Origin of the sequence: Streptomyces sp. NPDC058751 (assembly GCF_042746485.1) — a bacterium.
Taxonomy (GTDB): Bacteria; Actinomycetota; Actinomycetes; order Streptomycetales; family Streptomycetaceae; genus Streptomyces.
This window is the reverse complement of sequence record NZ_JBHYPZ010000033.1, coordinates 15768-38408: the sequence shown is the minus strand read 5'-3', so window position 1 is coordinate 38408 and position 22641 is coordinate 15768. Positions and strand designations below refer to the sequence as shown.

The window sequence follows — 22641 nt, the reverse complement described above, 5'->3', positions numbered from 1 at the left end:
CCCCGTTCAGCCGCCGGCTCCGCGGCGGGCCGGTGTCCCCGGCCCGCCGCCCCTCCCGGGTCAGAGCTTGACGATCATCTTTCCGACGTTGTCGCCGCGCAGGACGCCGAAGAACGCCTCCAGGTTGTTCTCGATGCCCTCGACGACCGTCTCGGTGTACTTCAGTTCGCCGGAGCGGATCCAGGCGCCGACCTCCCGCACGAACTCCGGCTGGAGGTCGTAGTGGTCGCCGACGAGGAAGCCCTCGATGCGGCCGCGGGTCTGGATCAGCCGGGCGAGGTTCCGCGGGCCCGGGGCGGGCTCGGTGGCGTTGTAGACGGAGATCATGCCGCAGACCGCGATGCGGCCGTCCCGGTTCAGCGAGCCGATGGCCGCCTCCAGGTGGTCACCGCCCACGTTGTCGAAGTAGACGTCGACGCCGTCGGGCGCGGCCTCGCGCAGCTGCTGGGAGACGGGGCCGTTCTTGTAGTTGAAGGCCGCGTCGAAGCCGTACTCCTCGACGAGCAGCTTGACCTTGTCGTCGGACCCGGCCGAGCCGATGACGCGCGAGGCGCCCTTGAGCCGGGCGATCTGGCCCACCTGGCTGCCGACGGCACCGGCGGCGCCGGACACGAAGACGGAGTCGCCCTCCTTGAAGGAGGCGGTGCGCAGCAGGCCGGCGTACGCGGTGAGGCCGGTCATGCCGAGGACGCCGAGGTACGTCGACAGCGGCGCGGCCCCCGGGTCCACCTTGACGGCCTGCTCGGCCTTCACGACGGCGTACTCGCGCCAGCCGAGGAAGTGCAGCACGTGGTCGCCGGGCTCGACGCCCTCGGCGTTCGAGGCGATGACCTCGCCGACCGCGCCGCCCTGCATGGTCTTGCCGAGCTCGAAGGGGGCGACGTAGGACTTGGCGGCGCTCATCCGGCCGCGCATGTACGGGTCGACGGAGACGTAGGCGTTGCGCACCAGGACCTCACCCGGGCCCGGCTGCCGGACCTCGGCCTCGACCAGGGCGAAGTCGGAGGGCTGGGGGAAGCCGACCGGGCGGCTGACCAGGTGCCATTCACGGCCGGTGGAGGGGAGCTGGGGGGTCTCGGACATGAGGGTGCGCCTTTCAGGTGACCGGCGAGCGGCTAATGCTTCACTACCTGAAACAACGATGCTCATGAATATTTCATGATGTCAAGTAACGCGGTAGGATCGGGGGCATGGCCACCCACAAGAGACCACGGATCGACCCTTTGACCCTGGAGGTCGTCGAGCTGATCGGCACGGTCGTGGCCCGCTACCACGACGAGTACGAGGACGCGGCGGCCCGGCACGCCCTCACCGGGGCGCAGGCGCGGCTGCTGAGCCTGCTCTCGCTGGAGCCGCTGCCGATGCGCCGTCTGGCGCAGAAACTGAAGTGCGAGCCGTCGAACGTCACGGGGATCGTGGACCGGCTGGAGAGCCGGGGGCTGGTGGAGCGCCGCCCCGACCCGGCGGACCGCCGGGTGAAACTGGCGGTGGCGACGGCCGAGGGCCGCAGGATCGCCGGGGGGCTGCGCGACTCGCTGGACTTCGCCCGCGAGCCCCTGGCGGAGCTCTCGGACCGGGAGAGGCTGGCCCTGCGCGACCTGCTGCGCCGCATGCTGGGCGGGACCCCGGGCACGGCCGGCGACGGCGCCTGAGTCCGCGGGCCACTCCTCGACGGCGCGGCGGGGACGGCACGGCGGGCGGGCGACCGCGTCGCACGCCCGGCACCGGGCCGGGGCGCCCCGGAAGGGGCGGATCACCTCGTACCGGGCGACCCGCCTACGTGCACCACCACAGGGAGCTGCTGCAGTCGTCGTCGGCCGAGGGCGAGGGCGTCGGCCCGGGCGCCGGCACCGTGGGGTCCGTGGCGGCGGGGGCCGAGGTCCCGGGAGCCGGGGAGGCGGTCGCCGGGTCCGAGGCGGACCCGTCCGGGAGGGTGTCGGCGGCCGGGGAGCCGCCGCTCCCGGCGCTCCGCCCGCTCGTCACCGTGGCGGAGGCCGCGGAAGCGGGGACGTACGCGGAGGCCGACGGCGAGGAGCCGGACGTACGGACGGCCGAGGGGGACGCCGAGGGGGAGCCCTTCCTGAGCAAGGACGCCGTCGGCGAGGCCGGGCCTTCGGGCGACTCCGCCGCGGCGGGGCCGATACCGGGCGCGTCGACGCCGACCTCGGCGAGGCTCAGACCAGCGGCCGCGAGGACGAAGCCCACCGCGACGTACAGGGTGCGGCGGCGGCGCCGGCGGTGCGCGGCGGCCTTGCGGTCGCGCCGGCCGCCGCCCGGGGCCCTCGGGCCCCGCAGCTCGTCCGGACCACCGGCCTCCGCGTCCAGGACCTGGCCCCCGCGCCGGCGCGCGGCCCGCCGGGAGCGCCGCTCGACGTCACCGTCCCCGCCGCGACGCGCGTCGGCGTGCGCGGGCACGCGCGTGCCGGCCTCCTCGGCGTCCTCGCCGAGTTCGTCGACCGGGGTGCCGCACCCGGGACAGGCGAGGGCGCCGTTGAGGTGCCTGTGGCACACGTGGCAGTAGTCCATGACGCGGGAAGACTAGGGTCACCGCCGGTAACGTTCCTAGGCACGGTTGTGAAGATGTTGTGAAGAATCCAGCGTTCTGGCACGCCGAGCCCCGTCACCACCCACGACCTCCCGCCATCCTGCGCCCGTCACATCGGAACCGTTGTGCGCGCGACCCATTGACACCCCCCGGGCGGCGTCCTTACTGTCACGCCAACATTTCGAACATGTGACGAAATTTCGAACAGAGTTGAGAGCACAGGGGGCATCTGCCGTGCGCATCACGGGAATCACCACACACGTGGTCGGGACACCCTGGCGGAACCTGACCTACGTCCAGGTGCACACAGACGAGGGCATCACCGGGGTCGGCGAGACCCGCATGCTGGGCCACACCGACGCGCTGATCGGCTATCTGCACGAGGCGCAGGCCAACCATATTCTCGGCTCCGACCCGTTCGCGGTCGAGGATCTGGTCCGCCGGATGAAGTACGGCGACTACGGGCGCGCCGGCGAGATCGTGATGTCCGGCATCGCGGTCGTCGAGATGGCCTGCTGGGACATCAAGGGCAAGGCGCTCGGAGTGCCGGTCTGGCAGCTCCTCGGCGGCAAGGTCACCGACAGGGTCAAGGCGTACGCCAACGGCTGGTACACCACCGAACGGACCCCGGAGGCCTACCACAAGGCCGCCCAGGAGGTCGTCGCGCGGGGCTACAAGGCCCTCAAGATCGACCCCTTCGGCACCGGGCACTTCGAGCTCGACCACGAGGCCACGCTGTACTCGGTCTCGCTCATCGAGGCGGTGCGCGACGCGATCGGGCCCGAGACCGAGCTGATGCTGGAGATGCACGGCCGCTTCTCGCCGTCCACCGCCGTCCGCCTCGCCCACGAGCTCGCGCCCTTCAAGCCCGCGTGGCTGGAGGAGCCGGTGCCGCCGGAGAACCTGAAGGCACTGGAGAAGGTGGCCGCCAAGGTCGACATGCCCCTCGCCACGGGCGAGCGGATCCACGACCGCATCGAGTTCCGCGAGCTCTTCGAGAGCCAGTCGGTCGACATCATCCAGCCCGACGTCGGCCACATCGGCGGCATCTGGGAGACCCGGAAACTGGCCGCGACCGCCGAGACCCACTACATGCTGGTCGCCCCGCACAACGTCGGCGGGCCGGTCCTGACCGCGGCCTCCCTCCAGGTCGGCTTCACCTCGCCGAACTTCAAGATCCTGGAGCACTTCAACGACTTCGCCGACGCGGAGATCAAGAAGGTCGTCAAGGGCGCCCCGCAGGTCGTGGACGGCTACTTCGAGCTGTCCCACGAGCCGGGTCTCGGCGTCGAGCTGGACGTCGACGCGGCGGCCGAGTTCCCGCAGCAGCAGGCCCGGTTCGACCTGTGGGCCGACGGCTGGGAGCAGCGCAGGCCCAAGGGGGCGAAGTGAGCACCGCTGTCGTCGTCGACGGCCCGGGCGAGCACCGGCTGGTCCCGCACGAGCCGGTCCGGCCCGCGGCGGGCGAGGCGCTCGTACGGGTCCACGCGGTCGGCATCTGCGGCAGCGACCGCGAGGTCTACCAGGGCAACCGGCCCGAGGGCTACGTCCGCTATCCCCTGACCCCCGGCCACGAGTGGTCCGGGACCGTCGAGGAGGTCGGCGCCGGCGTCCCGGCGTCGCTCGTCGGCCGCAAGGTCGTCGGCGAGGGCTTCCGCAACTGCCAGGTCTGCGACCGCTGCCACGCGGGCGAGACGACGCTGTGCACGGCCGGGTACGAGGAGACGGGTTTCACCGTGCCCGGCGCCATGGCGGGCACGCTGACGCTGCCGGCCCGGCTGCTGCACGTCCTGCCCGACGACGCCGACCTGAGCGCCGCCGCCCTGCTGGAGCCGGCCGCCTGCATCGCGGCCGCCGCGCTCAAGGCGGACGCGCGGCCCGGTGAGCGCGTGGCCGTGGTGGGCACCGGGACGCTTGGGATGTTCGCCGTGCAGTTCCTGAAGGCCGGTTCTCCGGCCGAGCTCCTCGTGGTGGGCACCCGCCCGGACCGGGCCGCGCTGTCGAAGGAGTTCGGCGCCACCGACTTCCGCACCAGGGACCAGGAGCTGCCCGACGACTTCGACGTCGTCGTCGAGACCGCCGGGTCCGCGTCCGCCGCGCGCACCGCCGCCTCCCTGCTGCGGCGCGGCGGGCGCCTGGTCCTCACGGGGATCCCGGCGCCGGGTGCCGAGGGTCTGGACCCGACCGACCTGGTCGTACGGCAGCTGGAGGTGCACACCGTGTTCGGGGCGCCGCCGGAGGCCTGGGCGCACACGGTGCGGGTCTTCGGAGCGGGTCTGCTGGACCCGTCGCCGCTGGTGACGCACGAGCTGCCGCTCGCCGCCTTCCCGGAGGCCATCGAGCTGGTGGGTTCCGGTGATCCCCGGGTCGGCAAGGTCCTGCTGAAGCCCTGACCACCCGAGCCGCACGCCGGTACGGGGTTTCCTGACGGCCCCGTACCGGCGTGCACCAGGCTTCGCGCGCCCAGCGTCGCGAACCATGACCGAAATATCGAACAATGAAGGACAGCTTGTGACCGACGCCCCTCCCACGGCGCCCCGTCGCCCCGGCGAGCCCGCACTGGCCGCGCTCGGCCTGGGCGCGCCCGCCCTCTCCCCCGACGACGCCTCGCCGCACACCTTCCCCGGAGGCGGTCGCTGGCGCACCGAGGTCCCCTCCGTGGAGGGCCCCGAGGCGCTCGCCGTGGTCCTCAAGGAGGCCTCGCGGCTCGACGTGCCGATCCACCGGATCAGCCAGGGCAGCGGTGTCTGGATGCTGACCGACGCCGAGATCACCGAGATGGTCGAGGCCACCGGCGAGCGCGACATCGAGCTCTGCCTGTTCACCGGGCCGCGCGGCATCTGGGACATCGGCGCCTCGGCGCGCACCGACTCACGCGGCGGCGGGCTGCGCGCCCGCGGCCACGACGCGGTGGCCGGCTGCGTCGAGGACGCCGTGCGGGCGACGGAACTGGGCGTCAAGTGCCTGCTCGTCGCCGACGAGGGCGTGCTGTGGACGCTGCACCGGGCGCGTGTCGCCGGGATCCTGCCGGCCGACACGACGTTCAAGGTCTCGGCGCTGATCGGTCCGGTCAACCCGGCCTCGTACGCCGTGTACGAGAACCTCGGCGCCGACTCGCTGAACGTGCCGAGCGACCTGACGCTCGATCACCTCACCGAGATCCGGCGGGTCTCCGCCGCCCCCATGGACATGTACATCGAGGCCCCCGACGATCTCGGCGGGTACATCCGGATGTACGAGGTCGCCGAGCTGATCCGGCGCGGCGCACCGCTGTACCTGAAGTTCGGGCTGTCCAAGACCCCCGGGATCTACCCCTACGGACACCATCTGCGGGACCTGACCCTGAGCACGGCCCGGGAACGGGTGCGGCGCGGCCGTCTCGCCCTTGACCTGCTGGCACGCCACGGAGCGGACGGCGACATGGCCCCGCTCGGCTCCCGGCTGCCCGGCACGCTCTCGCGCTTCGACACTCCCTCATAACGTTCGCACAAAGCCCCTTCACACAAGCAGACACAGTCGCGCACAATCCAACACACCTTCTCAGCCTCACCTGCAACGCTCCCGGAACATCCCAGCTCCGTGAGACTCAGCCCGGTCCAAGACATCAAGGATGATGATCATGCGTAACCGCAGAGCCGCCATCGCCGCCATCGCCGGAGCCGCCTCCCTCGCCCTCACCCTCACCGCCTGCGGCCAGAACGGCGAAGGCGGCAGCAAGGAGGACAAGGGCAGCAGCAAGGGCGGGACGATCGGCATCGCGATGCCGACCAAGTCGTCCGAGCGCTGGATCGCGGACGGCGACAACGTCGTCAAGAACCTGGAGTCCAAGGGCTACAAGACCAAGCTGGTCTACGGGGAGGACGACCCCGACCAGCAGGTCGCGCAGATCGAGAACCTGATCACGCAGGGCGTCAAGGCCCTGATCGTGGCGGCCATCGACAACAAGTCCCTGAACAACGTGCTCCAGCAGGCGGCCGACGCCGACATCCCGGTCATCGCCTACGACCGTCTGATCCTCGGCTCGAAGAACGTCGACTACTACGCGTCCTTCGACAACTCGAAGGTCGGCGAGCTCCAGGGCAACTACATCCTGCAGAAGCTCGGCCTCGCGGACGGCTCCAAGAAGGGCCCGTTCAACGTCGAGCTCTTCGCCGGCTCGAACGACGACAACAACACGAAGTACTTCTTCGGCGGCGCGATGAAGGTGCTCCAGCCCTACATCGACAAGAAGCAGCTCGTCGTCCAGTCCGGCCAGACCGCGCTCAACCAGGTCACCACCCTGCGCTGGGACGGCGCCACCGCCCAGAAGCGCATGGACGACATCCTCACCAAGTCGTACTCCAGCAAGAAGGTCGACGCGGTCCTCTCCCCGTACGACGGCATCTCCATCGGCATCCTGTCGGCGCTGAAGTCGGACGACTACGGCTCCAAGAGCAAGCCGCTGCCGGTCCTCACGGGCCAGGACGCCGAGCTGGCGTCGGTGAAGTCGATCATCGCGGGCGAGCAGACGCAGAGCGTCTACAAGGACACCCGTGAGCTGGCCAAGATCGCCGGCAGCATGGTCGACGAGGTCCTCAAGGGCAAGAAGCCGCAGACCAACGACACCAAGACCTACGACAACGGCGCGAAGGTCGTTCCCGCCTACCTGCTCCAGCCGGTGAGCGTCGACAAGTCCAACTACCAGTCGGTCCTGGTCGACGGTGGCTACTACACGGCGGACCAGCTCAAGTAAGCGTCGAACCTCACGGATTGGAAGGCACGACCATGGCGGGACCCGTCCTGGAAATGCGCTCGATCGTCAAGACCTTTCCCGGCGTCAAGGCGCTGTCGGACGTCACACTGACCGTCCAGCAGGGCGAGGTCCACGCCATCTGCGGTGAGAACGGCGCCGGCAAGTCCACCTTGATGAAGGTGCTCTCCGGCGTCCACCCCCACGGCAGCTACGAGGGCGAGATCCTCTTCGAGGGAGAGGTCTGCCGCTTCAAGGACATCCGGGCGAGCGAGCAGCACGGCATCGTCATCATCCACCAGGAACTGGCGCTGTCGCCCTACCTCTCCCTCGCGGAGAACATCTTCCTCGGCAACGAACACGCCAGGCGCGGGTTCGTCGACTGGAGACTGACGCTCCGTCACGCCACCGAGCTGCTGCGCCGGGTGGGCCTGAACGACCACCCCGAGACCCGCGTCGCCGACATCGGCGTGGGCAAGCAGCAGCTCGTGGAGATCGCCAAGGCGCTCTCGAAGAAGGTGAAGCTGCTCATCCTCGACGAGCCGACCGCGGCGCTCAACGACGAGGACAGCGACAAGCTCCTGGACCTGATCCTGGAGCTGAAGAAGCAGGGCATCACCTCGATCATCATCTCCCACAAGCTCAACGAGATCCGCAAGGTCGCCGACTCGGTGACGATCCTGCGGGACGGCCGGAGCATCGAGACGCTCGACGTGAAGAGTGAGGGGACGACCGAGGACCGGATCATCAGCGGAATGGTCGGCCGGGACCTCGACCACCGCTTCCCCGAGCGCACCCCGCACCACGCGGAGGAGGGGGCGGCCCCCGCGCTGGAGATCCGCGACTGGACCGTGCACCACCCGATCGACCAGCAGCGCAAGGTGGCTGACAACGTGTCGCTGCAGGTGCGGCGCGGGGAGATCGTCGGCATCGCCGGTCTCATGGGCGCCGGCCGCACCGAGCTCGCGATGAGCGTCTTCGGGCGGTCGTACGGCCGCTACGCGGGCGGCACGGTCCTCAAGGACGGCGAGGAGATCCGTACGAGGACCGTCGCGGAGGCCGTCGGTCACGGCATCGCGTACGTCACCGAGGACCGCAAGCACTACGGTCTCAACCTCATCGACACGATCAACCGCAACATCTCGTTGTCGGCGCTCGACAAGGTCGCCAAGCGCGGGATCGTCGACGAGCACGCGGAACGCCAGGTCGCCGAGGGCTACCGCACGTCGATGAACATCAAGGCGCCGACCGTCTTCGAGCCGGTGGGCAAGCTCTCCGGCGGCAACCAGCAGAAGGTCGTCCTCAGCAAGTGGATCTTCGCGGGTCCTGACGTGCTGATCCTGGACGAGCCGACCCGCGGCATCGACGTGGGTGCCAAGTTCGAGATCTACACGGTCATCGACAAACTGGCGGCCGAGGGCAAGGCGATCGTCTTCATCTCCTCCGAGCTGCCCGAACTGCTCGGCATGTGCGACCGCATCTACACCATGGCCGCGGGACAGCTGACCGGTGAGTTCTCGGGGGCCGAGGCCACGCAGGAAGTGCTGATGCGCCAGATGACGAAGGACAAAGAGGTAACGCGATGAGCACCGATGTGACCGACAAGATCCCGGCCGCCGCGCCGCCGGGCAAGGACGGGAGCGCCGACACCGGGGAGAACCTGCTGCGGCTGATGCTCGCCGGCCTGCGCCAGAACATGCGCCAGTACGGCATGCTGCTCGCGCTCGGCCTGATCGTCGTCCTCTTCGCGGTCTGGACCGACGGGCAGCTCCTGCTGCCGCGCAACGTCTCCAACCTGGTCCTGCAGAACAGCTACATCCTGATCCTCGCGATCGGCATGATGCTGGTGATCATCGCGGGCCACATCGACCTGTCGGTCGGCTCGCTGACGGCGTTCGTGGGCTCCTTCGCGGCCGTGCTGATGGTCGAGCACCGGATGGCGTGGCCGCTGGCCCTGCTGCTGTGCCTGGCGGTGGGCGCCGTGGCGGGCTCGGTCCAGGGATTCCTGATCGCCTATCTCGGCATACCGTCCTTCATCGTCACCCTCGCGGGCATGCTGCTCTTCCGCGGTCTGACGGAGATCCTGCTCAAGGGGCAGACCCTCGGCCCGTTCCCGGACGGTCTGCAGGAGATGGGCAACGGCTTCCTCCCGGAGGTCGGTCCGACCACGAACTACCACAACATCACCCTGCTGCTGGGCCTCGCGGTGATCGTCTTCGTGGTCCTCCAGGAGATCCGCGACCGCAAGCGCCAGCAGGAGTTCACCCTGGACGTGCTGCCGGCGAAGCTCTTCCTGCTCAAGCTGGTGGCGCTGGTCTCCGCGGTGCTCACCGTCACGATGCTGCTCGCCAGCTACAAGGGCGCGCCGATCGTGCTGCTGATCCTCGGCGCGCTGGTCGTGGGCTACGGCTACGTCATGCGCAACGCCGTCTTCGGCCGTCACATCTACGCGATCGGCGGCAACCTCCCGGCGGCGAAGCTGTCGGGCGTCAAGGACAAGAAGGTCACCTTCTACGTCTTCCTGAACATGGGCATGCTCGCGGCCCTGGCGGGTCTGGTGGTGGCCGCCCGCCTGAACGCGGCCTCCCCGAAGGCCGGCCTGAACTTCGAGCTGGAGGCCATCGCCTCGTCGTTCATCGGCGGCGCGTCCATGAGCGGCGGTGTCGGCACCGTCCTCGGCGCGATCATCGGCGGTCTGGTCCTCGGTGTGCTGAACAACGGCATGAACCTCCTCAGTGTCGGCACCGACTGGCAACAGGTCATCAAGGGCCTGGCCCTGCTGGCCGCGGTCGGGTTCGACGTGTGGAACAAGCGCAAGGTCGGTTCGTAAGTCAGCCGGGGCCCCGCCAGAAGGCGGGGCCCCCTCCATTGGGCAGGAGCCGCGAAATGGAAACGAGCAGACGTACGGTCATCGCAGCGGCGGCGGCAGCGGGGTTAACCGCGGCGGCCGGCATCGGCACGGCGCACGCAGCGGGCGCGAAGAGGCCCCTGAGGGAACTGTTCGGCAGGCTCGCCGACGGGACGAAGGTCCACCGGTGGTCCCTGGAGAACGGCGGTACCCGGCTGGGGGTCCTGTCCTACGGCGGGATCGTCCAGTACCTGGAGGTCCCCGACCGGCACGGCAGGTACCGCAACGTCTCGCTGGGCTTCGGCGACCTCGACTCCTACGTCGCCTCCAGCCCGTACTTCGGCGCCCTGATCGGCCGGTACGGCAACCGCATCGGCAAGGGACAGTTCACCCTGGACGGCACGAGCCACCAGCTCTCCGTCAACGACGGCGTCAACAGCCTGCACGGCGGCGCCAAGGGCTTCGACAAGCGGGTCTGGGACGTGGAGGGCTTCACCTCGGGCTCCGACGTCGGGCTCGTCCTGCACCACACCAGCCTCGACGGCGAGATGGGCTACCCGGGCACGCTCCGGGTGAAGGTCACCTACACCCTGACCCGGAAGGGCGACTGGCGCGTCGACTACGAGGCCACCACCGACAGGGCCACCGTCGTCAACCTCACCAGCCATGTGTACTGGAACCTCTCCGGGGAGGGCAGCGGCTCGGTCTACGACCACGAACTCGAGATCGCCGCCTCCCGCTACACCCCCGTCGACTCGGGCCTGATCCCCACCGGGGAACTGGCGAAGGTCGCCGGCACCCCCTTCGACTTCCGCCGGACCAAGACCGTCGGCCGGGACATCCGGGTGGCCCACCAGCAGCTCCTGTACGGCAAGGGCATCGACCACAACTGGGTCCTCGACAAGGGGATCACGGCGAGGCCCGAGCACGTCGCGACGCTCCGCGACCCGTCCTCCGGCCGCACCCTGACGATCGCGACGACCGAACCCGGCCTGCAGTTCTACTCGGGCAACTTCCTGGACGGCACCCTGGTCGGCACCGGCGGTCACGTCTACCGCCAGGGCGACGCCCTGTGCCTGGAGACCCAGCACTTCCCGGACTCCCCGAACCAGCCGTCGTTCCCCTCGACGGTGCTGCGGCCGGGACAGACCTACCGGACCAGCACGATTCACTCGTTCGGCACCTGATCCGACCTCACAGCCGGTTCACATCATCGGCACAACCTCACAACGATTGAACAGCGCCGCATCCGCATCCGTATGAGAGGGCGGCCCGTGCTCCCCCGCGCGGGCCACCCAAAGAACGGGGGCCCGTCCTCCCCAACGGGCTCGCCTTATACGGAGGTTCCATGGCCGGCAATGTCACCTCGCTCTTTCGCGGCACCGCGGCGCACAGTCCGTCGATGGCCGCACTGGCGCGGGAGAGCGACGGGGCCGGTCCCGTGGACTTCTGCATTCCCTGCAATCCGTACTTCCCCACCCCGGCGATGTTCGACGAACTCGGAAGCCGACTGCGCGAGATCATCACCTACTACCCGAGCAGCGCCGACACGATCACCAGCGAGCTGTGCTCGCTGCTCCAGCTTCCGCCGCAGTGCGTCGCGATGGGCAACGGTTCGACCGAACTCATCACGTGGATCGACCACCTGCTGGTCCGTGAGTCCCTCGCGATCCCCGTTCCCACGTTCGGCCGCTGGACCGACCAGCCGATGGAGACCGGCAAGCGGGTCGACATGTTCCCGCTCCAGGAGTCCAACGGCTTCGCGCTCGACCTCGCCGCGTACGCCAAGTTCATCCGCTCGCGCGGCACCAAGGTCGCCGTCATCTGCAACCCGAACAACCCCGACGGCGGCTTCCTGCCGCGCCAGTCGGTCATCCAGTTCATGGACGCGCTGGCCGACCTCGACCTGGTCGTCATCGACGAGTCCTTCCTGGAGTTCGCCGACGCCGAGCAGGAGCCCAGCGTGGTCGAGGACGCGGTCATGCGGCCCAACGTCATCGTGCTGCGCAGCCTCGGCAAGAACTTCGGTCTGCACGGCATCCGCTTCGGCTACATGGTCGCCAACCCCTCGCTGGCCGGCAAGGTCCGCTCGATGCTGCCGAAGTGGAACCTCAACTCCTTCGCGGAGACCGTGGTGTTCATGCTCAAGAACCACGGCAAGGAGTACATGGAGAGCCTGCACATGGTCCGCCGCGACCGGCTCGACATGGCCCGTCAGCTCTCCGCGCTGCCGGGGCTGACGATCTACCCCTCGCAGGGCAACTTCCTGTTCGTGCGTCTTCCCGTCGGCGCCGAGGGGACCGTGGTCCGGGACCGGCTGCTCACCGAGCACCGCATCCTGGTCCGCGAGTGCGGCAACAAGGTCGGCTCCTCCAGCCGCTTCCTGAGACTCGTGGTGCGCCCCCAGTCGGACGTGCTCCGGCTGGTGGCCGGCCTGGAGCAGGTGCTCTACGGGTCCCGCAAGGAGACCGCCGTACCCGAGCTGAGCAACAACAACGGCTACGGCTCGGGCAACGCCATGGTGGACCGTCTCGTCGGCTCGACCAACGGAGCGGGCATGCAGGAGCTGGCCGCGCAGGCGAACGCCTGGCCCGGACAGCCCGCCCCGGCGCCCCAGCCGGTGGCCGCGGCCGCCCCGCAGCCCGGTCTGCCGTCCGTGCCGCAGCAGCGGTCCGCCCCGGCCTCGCCCTACCCGGCCCAGCAGCCCGCCGCCGCGCCGGGCTACCCCGCGCCGCAGCAGCCCGCCGCCGCCCAGGGCTACCCCGCGCCGCAGCCCGCCAGCTGGCCGGCCCCGGCCCAGGGCGCCATGCCGGCCCAGATGCCCCCCGCCGCCATGCAGGCACCGGCGCCCTCGCCCGTCCTCCAGCCGGCCGCCCAGACCGCCATGCCCGGCATGGGGGGCGCCGCCTCCATGGGCGCGCAGGGCGGCCTGACGGCGGCCCAGGTCCGCGGCAGGACACAGCCGGAACCACCCCCACCCCAGTCGTCGAGCAACGGCAGCGGCTGGGGCGCCGTGGGCGCCATGCTGTACAACCAGGCCGGATAGGCCACTCGTACCGCCGCGCGGAGATCCGTGCGGCCGGCCTCCCCACAGGCCGGGCGGGTACCCCGTGCTGCCGGCCTCCCCACGGGCCGGGCGCGGGGAACCGCCGCAGTCCAAGGGCCCGGGCAGGGGCAGAGGTATCCCCGCCCGGCACCACGGAACCCCTGTGCAGGGGCGCCGCGACCGGCGTCCGGCACCACGGCGGAGCACCGCCGACACCACGGCGGAGCGCCGGGCGGACCGACCCGCCGGCGTCTCCGCCTCCTTCGTGTCTCCGCCCCGCCGCCCCGCCGCACCCCCGTGCGGCGGGGCGGCCGGACAGTGTGTCCTGCAAGGAGCTTGACGGCCCGTCGCTTTACGGAACTGACAGCCGATCGACAGCATCCCTCCCTACGGTGCCGTGTCCATGACAGAAACCCCCACGAAGGACACGTCGGAGGCCCCCGTCGGGCGCCGGACCGTACTGATCGCCACGGGCGCCTCCGCCGCGGCACTGGCCGTGGCCGCCGCGGCACCCGCCGCCCCCTCCCCCACACCCGCTCCCACACCGGCCGACGCGGCCCCCGCCGCCGCGGCCGTCTGCACCCTCACCAAGGAGATGACCGAAGGCCCCTACTACCTCGACGGCCAGCTCGTCCGCTCCGACGTCACCGAAGGCAAGGCGGGCGCCCCGCTCAAGCTGGTGCTCACCGTCGTCGACGACGACACCTGCGTGCCGATCGGCAACGCCCTCGTCGAGATCTGGCACTGCGACGCGCTCGGCGAGTACTCCGGCTTCGTCGGCAACAACGGCCACAGCGAGCCGGACGACGGCACCTTCCTGCGCGGCGGCGTCCTGACGAACACGTCCGGCGTCGCGAACATCACCACCCTCTACCCCGGCTGGTACCGGGGCCGCTGCGTGCACATCCACGTCAAGGTGCACACCGGCGTCACCCTCACCTCCGACGGCTCCTTCACCGGCGGCCGGGAGATCCACACCGGCCAGCTCTTCTTCAACGAGACGATCACCGCGGCGATGGCCAGGGTGTCCCCGTACTCCACCAACACGGTCACCCGCACCACCCTCGCCCAGGACTCCATCTACGACGACGGAGGCGCCTCCTCCGGCCTCCTGACCCTGACGGCCCTCGGCAGCACCACCTCCGCCGGCTACACCGGCACCCTGACGCTCGGCGTCGAGACGAGCTGACCCGCGCCTTCCCCCCACACACACGGAGGCCGGGGGCGGTCCGCGCACCCGCGGGCCGCCCCCGGCCGCGACCGCCGGGGCGGCGGCTGCGGCATCCGGACGTCCCGGTCACGGCCATACCGCGTAATCCCCCGCGCCGGGATTGTCGTACGACCATCGAATGACCTGCTCCTGTGGACAATGGCCGCACCTCCGCCGTCCGGCCGGCCCCGGCCTGACGGAGGGAACCCCCGTCGCCGTCCCCCGGGAGAACCCGCATGGTGTTGAGCAGACGTACCTTCAGCGCGCTCGCCGGTACCGCCGCCCTCGGCCTCTCGCTCGGCGGCAGCGGGGACGACGCGGCGCGCGCGGCCGGAAGGGCGCCCCTCGCACCCACCGGCCCCGCCCCCGCACCGCCCTCCGCCGACGGCGGGAAGCACACGGTCGGCTTCGACCGCTACTCGATGCTGATCGACGGCAGGCGCCTGGTGATCTGGTCGGGCGAGTTCCACCCCTTCCGGCTGCCGAGCCCCTCCCTGTGGCGGGACGTCCTGCAGAAGATGCGCGCCCACGGCTACAACGCCGTCAGCATCTACGTCGCGTGGAACTACCACTCCCCCGCACCCGGACAGCACGACTTCACCGGGGTCCGCGACCTCGGCCTCTTCCTGCGCATGGCCGCCGAGACCGGTCTGTACGTCATTCTGCGCCCCGGCCCGTACATCAACGCCGAGGTCGACGCGGGCGGCTTCCCCGGCTGGCTGACGGCCACCCCTGGCGTCGCCCGCACGTCCGACCCCACGTACCTGCGGCACGTCGACGCCTGGCTGACCGCCGTCGACCGCATCGCCGTCCGCCACCTCCACACCGACGGCGGCGGCACGATCGTCCTGTACCAGCTGGAGAACGAGTACGCCGACCATGTCGACGAGCCCGCGGGCCGCGACTACATGGCGCACCTGTACGCCAAAGTGCGCTCCGACGGCATCGACGTCCCCCTCTTCCACAACGACAAGGGCAGGAACGGCCACTGGGCCCCCGGCACCTTCGACACCGGCGGAGAGCGCGGGCGTTACCTCTACGGCTTCGACGGCTATCCCTCGCCCTTCAAGACCCCGCCGGACTGGGGGCACTTCGGACCCGGCGGCCTCAAGGGCGGCTCGACCGCGAGCCCCGACACCCCGGGGTTCGTCCCCGAGTTCGGAGGCGGCTGGTTCGACCCGTGGGGCGGGGCGGAGTTCGACGGCCGCGGGTACGCCGAGTCCCGCCGGACCCGCGACGCGGCCTACGAACGGCGCTTCTACCTCACCAACCTCGCCAACGGCATCACGCTCCACAACGTCTACATGACCTTCGGCGGCACCTCCTGGGGCTGGCTGCCCGCGCCGATCGTCTACACCTCGTACGACTACGGGGCCGCCATCGACGAGGCCCGGCAGCCGACGGACAAGCTCGTCCCCATGCACCAGATCGGCCGGCTGCTGCAGTCGGTGCCCGACCTGGCCAAGCTCGACCGCGCCGACCCCCTCCCCGGCGACGGCCCGGGGGCGGGCCCCGGCGTCAAGGCGTACCACCTGGTCAACCCGGACACGAAGGCGCGCTTCCACGTGCTGCGCAACGACTCCCCCACCGAGGCCGTGGCGACCGTGGAGTTCGCCGGAGCCGCTGCCCGGGTGCCGGTGCCCGGCCTCGACGCGCGGCTGCTCGCCGAGGGGATCGCGCTGGGCCGCCGGAAGCTGCGCTGGTCCACCGCCCAGCCCATGCTGTGGCTGACCGCGGGACGGCAGGACATCGCCGTGTTCACGGGCCGGACGGGCGAGCCGACGCGCACCTGCCTGGAGGCCGCGAGCGAGCCGACGGTCACCGTGCTGGACGGGGACGCCGGGTACGGCTACGAGGACGGAGTCCTGCGGATCGACGCCGTGCTGGACGGCATCACCCGGGTCCGGGTGGAGGGCGGCGGGGTCACGGCCCCCCTCCTGCTGCTGTTCGCCGATGACGAGAGCTCCCGCCGGCTGTGGCGCCACGACACACCGTCGGGCCCCGTGCTGGTGCACGGCCCGGCCCTGCTGCGCGAGGCCGTGCTGCGCGGCACGGCCGTACGTCTGACCGGCGACACGACGAAGGCGGCGGACCTGGAGGTGTGGGGCCCGCGCGGGACGAGCGAACTCGTCTGGAACGGCCGCGCGCTGAGGGCCCGCGCCACCCCCTCCGGAAGCCTGCGCGCCGAGCGGCCGACGGCCGGTCCGGGCCCGGTGCGGCTGCCCGCCCTGACCGGCTGGCTCCGGGCCGAGGAGAACCCCGAGTCGGCCCCCGGTCACGACGACGGCGCGTGGCGGCCCGCGGACCGGACGGCCTCGCACAGCGTCACCCCCGTACCCGCCGGGCAGCCGGTCCTGTTCGCCGACGACTACGGCTTCCACTACGGAGACGTCTGGTACCGGGGGCACTTCGCGGACGCGGGCGACGCGCACTCCGTGTCCCTGAGCTACGTCACCGGCGCCCAGGGGCTGCTGATGGCCTGGCTGGACGGTGAACCCCTCGGCACGCACCGGATGCCGGTGCCGGACAAGAAGACCGTGCGCAAGGGCACCTGGGCGGCCACCGCCACCTTCCCCGTCCGGCCGCGGGAGCGGCGCTCCCACGTGCTGTCCGTCCTGGTCCGGCGGATGCAGCACGACCAGGACGGCAGGGCCGACGACGCGCACAAGGCGGCCCGGGGCCTGACGGCCGTCACCTTCGCCGGGGCCGCTCCGGCGGTCCGCTGGCGCATCCGGGGCGAGGCGGCCCCCGACCCGGTGCGCGGACCGCTCAACACCGGCGGGCTGCACGGGGAGCGGCACGGCTGGCACCTGCCGGGCTTCGCGGACGGCGGCTGGAAGGCCGTCGGCTTCCCGCGCGCCGAACTGCGCCAGGGCGTCACCTGGTACCGCACCGGCTTCCGGCTCGGTGTGGACAGCGCGGTGGACGCGTCGATCGGGCTCACCCTCACGGACGATCCGGCCCGTGCCTACCGCGTCCAGATCTTCCTGAACGGCTGGAACATGGGCCAGTACATCAACGACGTGGGCCCGCAGCACACGTTCGTGCTCCCCAACGGGGTGCTGCGCACACGGGGGCACAACACCCTGGCCCTCGCGGTGCTGTCCGACGGGACCACGCCCGCCGGTCCCGGCCGGGTGGAACTGACCCTGCTGGGCAGCGCGGCCGGAGGAGTACCGGTGACACCGGTCGCCTCCCCCGGCCCCCGGGGCGCGTAGAAGAGGAGAGCCCTAGGCGAGCCTGATCACGTTCCAGGACAGCGGTTCCAGGACGGCGCTGAGCGTGCCGTCCCGGAGCGTGGTCCCCTCGACCGGGTGCGGGGTGACCCGCTCCGGGTCGTGCAGGCTGTTGACGGCGTCCGGGTCCGCGTCGGCGAGCGCGCTGTGCTCGACGACCGTCGTCAGGCCCGTCCGCTCCAGGGCGACCTCCAGCGGCAGCGGCTCGGTCCGGCTGCGGTTGACGGCGAAGACGGTGACCGAGCCGTCCTCGGCGCGTACCGCGGTGGCGTGCAGCAGGTCGACCTCGCCGTACCTGCGGGTCTCGTACGTCGGGGAGTCCACCCGGACGTCGAGGACCTGCCCGCGCCCGTGGGCGGAAGCCTGGGCGAACGGGTGGAACGTCGTCTGCCGCCAGGCCGGGCCGCCCGGTTCGGTCATGATCGGCGCGATGACGTTGACGAGCTGGGCGAGGCAGGCGACGGCCACGCGGTCCGCGTGCCGCAGCAGCGCGATGAGCAGCGAGCCGACGACGACCGCGTCGGTGACGGTGTAGACGTCCTCCAGCAGGCGCGGGGCCTCCTGCCAGTCCTCGGCCGGGTGCGGGTCGCTCCGGCTCTGGTACCAGACGTTCCACTCGTCGAAGGAGAGGGTGATCTTCTTCTTGGACTTCAGCCTGGCGCCCACGTGGTCGCAGGTCGCGACCACGTTCTCGATGAACGACTCGGTGTCGACGGCGGAGGCGAGGAACGAGTCCCGGTCGCCGTCGGTCTCCTCGTAGTAGGCGTGCAGGGAGATGTGGTCGACGAGGTCGTACGTCTCGGCGAGGACCGTCGCCTCCCACGCGGCGAAGGTCGCCATCGACTGGCCGGACGAGCCGCACGCGACGAGTTCGAGGCCGGGCTCGATCTGCCGCATCGCCCGGGCGGTCTCGGCGGCGAGCCGGCCGTATTCCTCGGGGGTCTTGTGGCCGGTCTGCCAGGGACCGTCCATCTCGTTGCCGAGGCACCACAGCCGGATGCCGAAGGGGTCCTTGTCGCCGTGCGCGATCCGCTGCTCGGAACGGGCGGTCCCCGAGGGGTGGTTGGCGTACTCCTGGAGCGCCAGGGCCTCGGCGACGCCGCGGGTGCCGAGGTTGAGGGCCATCATCGGCTCGGCCCCGGGGCCGATCTTCCGCACGAAGCCGATGAACTCGCCGAGCCCGAAGCGGTTGGTCTCGGTGGAGCGCCAGGCGAGGTCCAGCCGGCGGGGCCGCTCCTCGGCGGGGCCCACCGAGTCCTCCCAGTCGTAGCCGGAGACGAAGTTGCCGCCGGGGTAGCGGACGGCCGTGACACCGAGCTCGCGGACGAGTTCCAGCACGTCGGTGCGCAGGCCGTCGGCGTCGGCCGCCGGATGGCCCGGTTCGAAGACTCCGGTGTAGACGCAGCGGCCGAGGTGTTCGACGAAGGAACCGAAGAGGCGCGGGTCGACCCGGCCGACGGTGAAGGCGGGATCGAGGACGAAGCGGGCGGTGCGCATGGCGGGTGTCCTTTCGCGTTCCGTCGGCCGGGAGGGGACTCACGCGTGTTCGGCTAGCCGGCGAACTCCGGCTGCGGCAGGCCCTTTCCGGCGCCCGGGACGACGAGCAGGGAGCCGGACATCGGGTGCGGTGCCGCAAGGCCCGTACGCGCGGTGGTGATGTACAGGTCGGTGAGGTCGGGGCCGCCGAACGCGCAGGCGGTGGGACGGCGGACCGGCAGTTCGAGAACCCGGTCCAGTACGCCGTCCGGCGTGTAGCGGCGGACCGCCCCGCCGTCCCAGAGGGCCACCCAGACGCAGCCCTCCGCGTCCACCGTCAGACCGTCGGGGAACCCGTCCTCCACGGTGGCGAACGGGCGCCTGCCGACCGGCAGCAGGTCGTCGCCGACGTCGAACACGTCGATGCGGCGGGTCGGCGAGTCGATGTAGTAGACCCGGCGGCCGTCGGGGCTCCAGCCCGTGCCGTTGCTGACGCTCACGTCGCCGAGGACCGGGGTGACCGTGCCGTCGGCGGCGATCCGCGACAGGGTGCCCCCGCCGGGCGCCTCGTCGTAGCGCATGGTGCCGCACCACAGCGAGCCGTCGGGCGCGACGGCCGCGTCGTTGCCGCGCCGGCCGGGCACGGGCTCCCGGTGCAGCCAGCGGAACGGGCCGGCGTGCCCGTCCGGTCCCGGCGGTCCGTAGAGCCCCACGCCGTCACGGAGGTTGACGACCAGTCCGCCGCCCGCCCGGGGCTTGGCCGCGCCCACGTGCTGCTCGGTGGCCGACGCCGTGCGGCGGCCGGAGGCGGGGTCGTAGGTGTGGATCCGGGAGCCGAGGATGTCGACCCATACGAGCCGCCCCGCCCGGGCGTCCCAGGTCGGGCCCTCGCCGAGCGCGGCGTGCGCCCGGACCGCGACCTCGACGACGGTCACCGGGCGCTCCGGTGGCCGAGCCGCTCGGACAGTTCCGCGGCGCCCTTCACCGCGAGCTGCTCCAGCTCGGCACGGCGCTCGTCGCTCCAGCGGATCATCGGCACGGAGATCGACAGCGCGGCGACGACCTGTCCCGCCCGGTCGCGCACGGGCGCGGCGACACAGCTCACGTCCGGGTTGGACTCACGGCTCTCGACGGCGATCCCGCGCCGGCGGATCCCGGCGAGGGCCTCGCGCAGGGCGCCCGGCTCGGTGATGCTGTTCGGGGTCATCGCCACGAGGTCGGCGTCGTCCGGGACGCGTGAGGCCAGTTCCGGCTCGGAGAGGGAGGCGAGCAGCATCTTGCCTACGGAGGTGCAGTGCGCGGGAAGCCGGCGGCCGGCGGCCGAGACCATGCGCACGGCGTGCGTGGAGTCGACCTTCGCGATGTAGATGACGTCGGTGCCCTCGAGGATCGCCACGTGCACGGTCTCGTCGCAGGTCTCGGCGACGGAACGGGCGACCTGCTGGCCCTCGGCGGCGAGGTCGAGCTGCTCGGCGTAGCGGCTGCCGAGCTGGTACGGGCGCACGCCGAGCCGGTAGCGTCCCGGCTGGCCGGGGACCTGGACGATGTACGACCGGGCGGCGAGCGTGGTCACCAGCTCGTGCACGGTGGTGCGCGGAAGCTGGAGCTTGCGCACGATGTCGGGGGCGGAGAGCGTCCCGTCCCCGTCGAGAAAGAGCTCCAGTATGTCCAGAGCCCGGGTCACGGCAGGTACGAGGCGTCCCACAACCGGCCCCCTCTCTCTTTGTTCGAAATTTCAACAGACGACCGGGATGACGAACACAGGCTAGTCATTCGCCCGGGGGCGGGCAATGGTTTGCGGGGCCCGGGTACGCGACCATGGACCGCATGCCTGCCGGACGCCCCGCCCCGCCCTTCACCCCGCTCGACTTCCAGCTCGTCCTGCTGCGCCGCATGGCCGACCACAACCCCGGCCTGGTCGAGGACGCGCGTCACGAACTGGGGGTGTCCGTCGCGGACATGCGCGAGGCGAACCGGCGCTGGCAGGCGATGCTGCACGCTCCCCGGGCCCGCTCCGCCGCCTCGCGCTACCGCTCGGTCCTCGGCGCACCCGAGTCCGCGCGCGAGCGCCGGATCGGTGATCTGACCTGCGAGGCCCTGCACTGGCCGGTCCCGCTGTGGCCCGGGCTGCGCTTCGAGGTCCTGCTCGCCCCGGACGGCGCCGCCTGGAACGAATGGCTGGTACGGGCCCCGGGTGCCCCCGCGCCGACGCTGGAGACCCTGGAGGACCTGACTCCCTGGAGCTGCACGGCCGACGAGGCGGCCCGCGCCTTCGCTCCCGCCCGGCCCCTGGAGGGCACGGCCCCGACCCGGTGGGGGCTGGCGTTCACGGCACCGGACGCGTCGGGCGTGCCGCACGCGTGCGCGGCGGAGTTCACCTGGGGGCTGCTCCAGCGGGTGGGCGTCAAGGGACCGGGGTGATCCGGACGGCGGCCTCGGCCGACGGCGGTCTCGGTCGGCGACGCCCTCAGCCGGTGGCGGCCTCACCGGGTGGCGGGCCTCAGCGGACGGCGGCCTCAGCCTGCGGCGGCCTCGACGATCCGGTCCACGACGACGGGCAGCGACTTCGGGTGGAGCCACAGGAAGAGGTTCGGCTCGACGAGTTCCAGCTCCATCAGTCTGGGCTCGCCGTCGTCTCCGTCCACGAGGTCGACACGGGCGTAGAGCACGCCGTCCGCGCATCCCGGGACGGCGGCCAACGCCTTCTCGGCGACGGCCAGTTCGGCCGCGGTCGGCTCCCACGGCTCCAGCCGGGGGTGGGGTGTCTTGTCCGCGTCGTAGGGGGTGCCCGGCTCCAGCACGGCTCCCTTGCGGCTGGCGTGCAGCAGCCGTCCGCCGAAGAACTGGAGCGCCCGCTCGCCCCGGACGTCGATGTCCGTGACGTACGGCTGGACCATGGCGGTCAGCCCTTCGGCGTGCATCCGCGCGATCTGCCCGAGGGCCGTCTCCCGTTCCCCGGGGGTGTACCGGGCGGCGTAGCGCGCCCCCGCCCCCGCCGTGGGCTTCACGACGAACTCGTGCTCGCCGGGCAGGCCGACCGGGTCGCCCGGCGCGAGGTACCGGGTCGGTACGACGGGCACCCCCGCGTCCGCCAGGTCGCCGAGGTAGCGCTTGTCCGTGTTCCACCGCACGACCGGGGCCGGGTTCGCCAGCCGGGTGAGCCCCGCGCACCGCTCGGCCCACCCCACGAACTCCGCGACGCGCAGGCTGTAGTCCCAGGTCGAGCGGATCAGCGCCAGGTCGAACCGCGCCCAGTCGACCGCGGGATCGTCCCAGTGCACGACCTCCGCGCCCGCCCCGGCGTCCTCCAGGGCTCCCCTCAGAACGGGCAGGTCCCGGTCCGCGCCGGGCTCCCCGCCCGGGTCGTACGTGACGAGCGCTATACGGACCACACCGGACTCCATCCTCGTACGGCGCCGGTGCGGGGCACCGGCGGACAGCCTGGGGCGCGCCCGTCGGCACGCCGTCCCGGGACACCCCGCCGCAGGTTAACAACCAACCGCCCGGACTCCCGGGCGGGCCGTTCTTGACCTTCACCAAGGGGCAGGGCC

Annotated in this window: 18 protein-coding genes; 12 read left to right on the top strand and 6 right to left on the bottom strand. The window is 71.6% G+C overall.

Features of this window, described 5'->3' with window-relative positions:
* Nucleotides 1-60 precede the first annotated feature (60 nt).
* Nucleotides 61-1083, bottom strand: a complete 1023-nt coding sequence (locus ACFW6B_RS27570; RefSeq protein ID WP_386599896.1) for an NADP-dependent oxidoreductase — start codon at nt 1081-1083, stop codon at nt 61-63.
* Between the two features lie 107 nt (nt 1084-1190).
* Between ACFW6B_RS27570 and ACFW6B_RS27565 the strand changes: the two genes are divergently transcribed.
* Nucleotides 1191-1652, top strand: coding sequence for a MarR family winged helix-turn-helix transcriptional regulator (locus ACFW6B_RS27565; RefSeq protein WP_386599894.1), 462 nt, complete (start codon nt 1191-1193; stop codon nt 1650-1652).
* Between the two features lie 124 nt (nt 1653-1776).
* On the opposite strand, the gene ACFW6B_RS27560 is transcribed toward ACFW6B_RS27565, so the two are convergent.
* Nucleotides 1777-2526 (bottom strand): hypothetical protein, encoded by a 750-nt coding sequence (locus tag ACFW6B_RS27560; RefSeq protein WP_386599892.1) that lies wholly within the window; start codon nt 2524-2526, stop codon nt 1777-1779.
* Between the two features lie 253 nt (nt 2527-2779).
* Between ACFW6B_RS27560 and ACFW6B_RS27555 the strand changes: the two genes are divergently transcribed.
* The 10 genes from ACFW6B_RS27555 to ACFW6B_RS27510 all read left to right on the top strand — a co-directional run bounded on the left by ACFW6B_RS27555 (nt 2780) and on the right by ACFW6B_RS27510 (nt 17596).
* A complete protein-coding gene (locus tag ACFW6B_RS27555; protein WP_386599890.1) occupies nt 2780-3937 on the top strand; it encodes a mandelate racemase/muconate lactonizing enzyme family protein in 1158 nt (385 codons plus the stop codon).
* Nucleotides 3934-4938 carry a zinc-binding dehydrogenase gene (locus ACFW6B_RS27550; protein WP_386599889.1) on the top strand — a complete coding sequence of 335 codons (1005 nt, stop codon included), beginning with the start codon at nt 3934-3936 and terminating at the stop codon, nt 4936-4938. Before ACFW6B_RS27555 ends, ACFW6B_RS27550 begins: the two co-directional genes overlap by 4 nt.
* An 85-nt stretch (nt 4939-5023) precedes the next feature.
* Nucleotides 5024-6025 (top strand): hypothetical protein, encoded by a 1002-nt coding sequence (locus ACFW6B_RS27545; RefSeq protein WP_386599887.1) that lies wholly within the window; start codon nt 5024-5026, stop codon nt 6023-6025.
* Between the two features lie 139 nt (nt 6026-6164).
* Complete coding sequence (chvE, locus tag ACFW6B_RS27540) at nt 6165-7277, top strand: multiple monosaccharide ABC transporter substrate-binding protein (RefSeq protein WP_386599884.1); 1113 nt, start codon at nt 6165-6167, stop codon at nt 7275-7277.
* A gap of 32 nt (nt 7278-7309) precedes the next feature.
* Nucleotides 7310-8860 (top strand): multiple monosaccharide ABC transporter ATP-binding protein, encoded by a 1551-nt coding sequence (gene mmsA / locus ACFW6B_RS27535; protein WP_386599883.1) that lies wholly within the window; start codon nt 7310-7312, stop codon nt 8858-8860.
* Entirely contained in the window at nt 8857-10104 is a 1248-nt protein-coding gene (mmsB, locus tag ACFW6B_RS27530) for a multiple monosaccharide ABC transporter permease (protein WP_386599880.1), read from the top strand. The genes mmsA and mmsB overlap by 4 nt, the downstream gene beginning before the upstream one ends.
* Before the next feature lie 56 nt (nt 10105-10160).
* Entirely contained in the window at nt 10161-11309 is a 1149-nt protein-coding gene (locus tag ACFW6B_RS27525; protein WP_386599878.1) for an aldose epimerase family protein, read from the top strand.
* Nucleotides 11310-11470: 161 nt separating this feature from the next.
* Nucleotides 11471-13168: a pyridoxal phosphate-dependent aminotransferase gene (locus tag ACFW6B_RS27520; RefSeq protein ID WP_386599875.1), complete on the top strand. Its 1698-nt coding sequence runs from the start codon at nt 11471-11473 to the stop codon at nt 13166-13168.
* 403 nt (nt 13169-13571) lie between these two features.
* Nucleotides 13572-14357 carry an intradiol ring-cleavage dioxygenase gene (locus ACFW6B_RS27515; RefSeq protein WP_386599873.1) on the top strand — a complete coding sequence of 262 codons (786 nt, stop codon included), beginning with the start codon at nt 13572-13574 and terminating at the stop codon, nt 14355-14357.
* Nucleotides 14358-14614: 257 nt separating this feature from the next.
* On the top strand, nt 14615-17596 hold the full coding sequence (locus tag ACFW6B_RS27510; RefSeq protein WP_386599871.1) for a beta-galactosidase: 2982 nt from the start codon (nt 14615-14617) through the stop codon (nt 17594-17596).
* Between the two features lie 12 nt (nt 17597-17608).
* Here the strand turns inward: ACFW6B_RS27510 and ACFW6B_RS27505 are convergent, their stop codons facing one another.
* Genes ACFW6B_RS27505 through ACFW6B_RS27495 form a run of 3 tightly spaced genes read right to left on the bottom strand, consistent with a single transcriptional unit; the run spans nt 17609 to nt 20795 of the window.
* Nucleotides 17609-19111: an alpha-N-arabinofuranosidase gene (locus ACFW6B_RS27505; RefSeq protein WP_386599869.1), complete on the bottom strand. Its 1503-nt coding sequence runs from the start codon at nt 19109-19111 to the stop codon at nt 17609-17611.
* A 53-nt stretch (nt 19112-19164) separates the two neighbouring features.
* On the bottom strand, nt 19165-20025 hold the full coding sequence (locus ACFW6B_RS27500; RefSeq protein ID WP_386599868.1) for an SMP-30/gluconolactonase/LRE family protein: 861 nt from the start codon (nt 20023-20025) through the stop codon (nt 19165-19167).
* A complete protein-coding gene (locus ACFW6B_RS27495) occupies nt 20022-20795 on the bottom strand; it encodes an IclR family transcriptional regulator (protein WP_386599866.1) in 774 nt (257 codons plus the stop codon). Before ACFW6B_RS27495 ends, ACFW6B_RS27500 begins: the two co-directional genes overlap by 4 nt.
* Nucleotides 20796-20908: 113 nt before the next feature.
* Between ACFW6B_RS27495 and ACFW6B_RS27490 the strand changes: the two genes are divergently transcribed.
* Entirely contained in the window at nt 20909-21511 is a 603-nt protein-coding gene (locus tag ACFW6B_RS27490; protein WP_386599863.1) for a hypothetical protein, read from the top strand.
* A 95-nt stretch (nt 21512-21606) separates the two neighbouring features.
* Here ACFW6B_RS27490 and ACFW6B_RS27485 read toward each other — a convergent pair whose 3' ends face one another.
* Nucleotides 21607-22482 (bottom strand): RimK family alpha-L-glutamate ligase, encoded by an 876-nt coding sequence (locus ACFW6B_RS27485; RefSeq protein ID WP_386599861.1) that lies wholly within the window; start codon nt 22480-22482, stop codon nt 21607-21609.
* Nucleotides 22483-22641 lie beyond the last annotated feature (159 nt).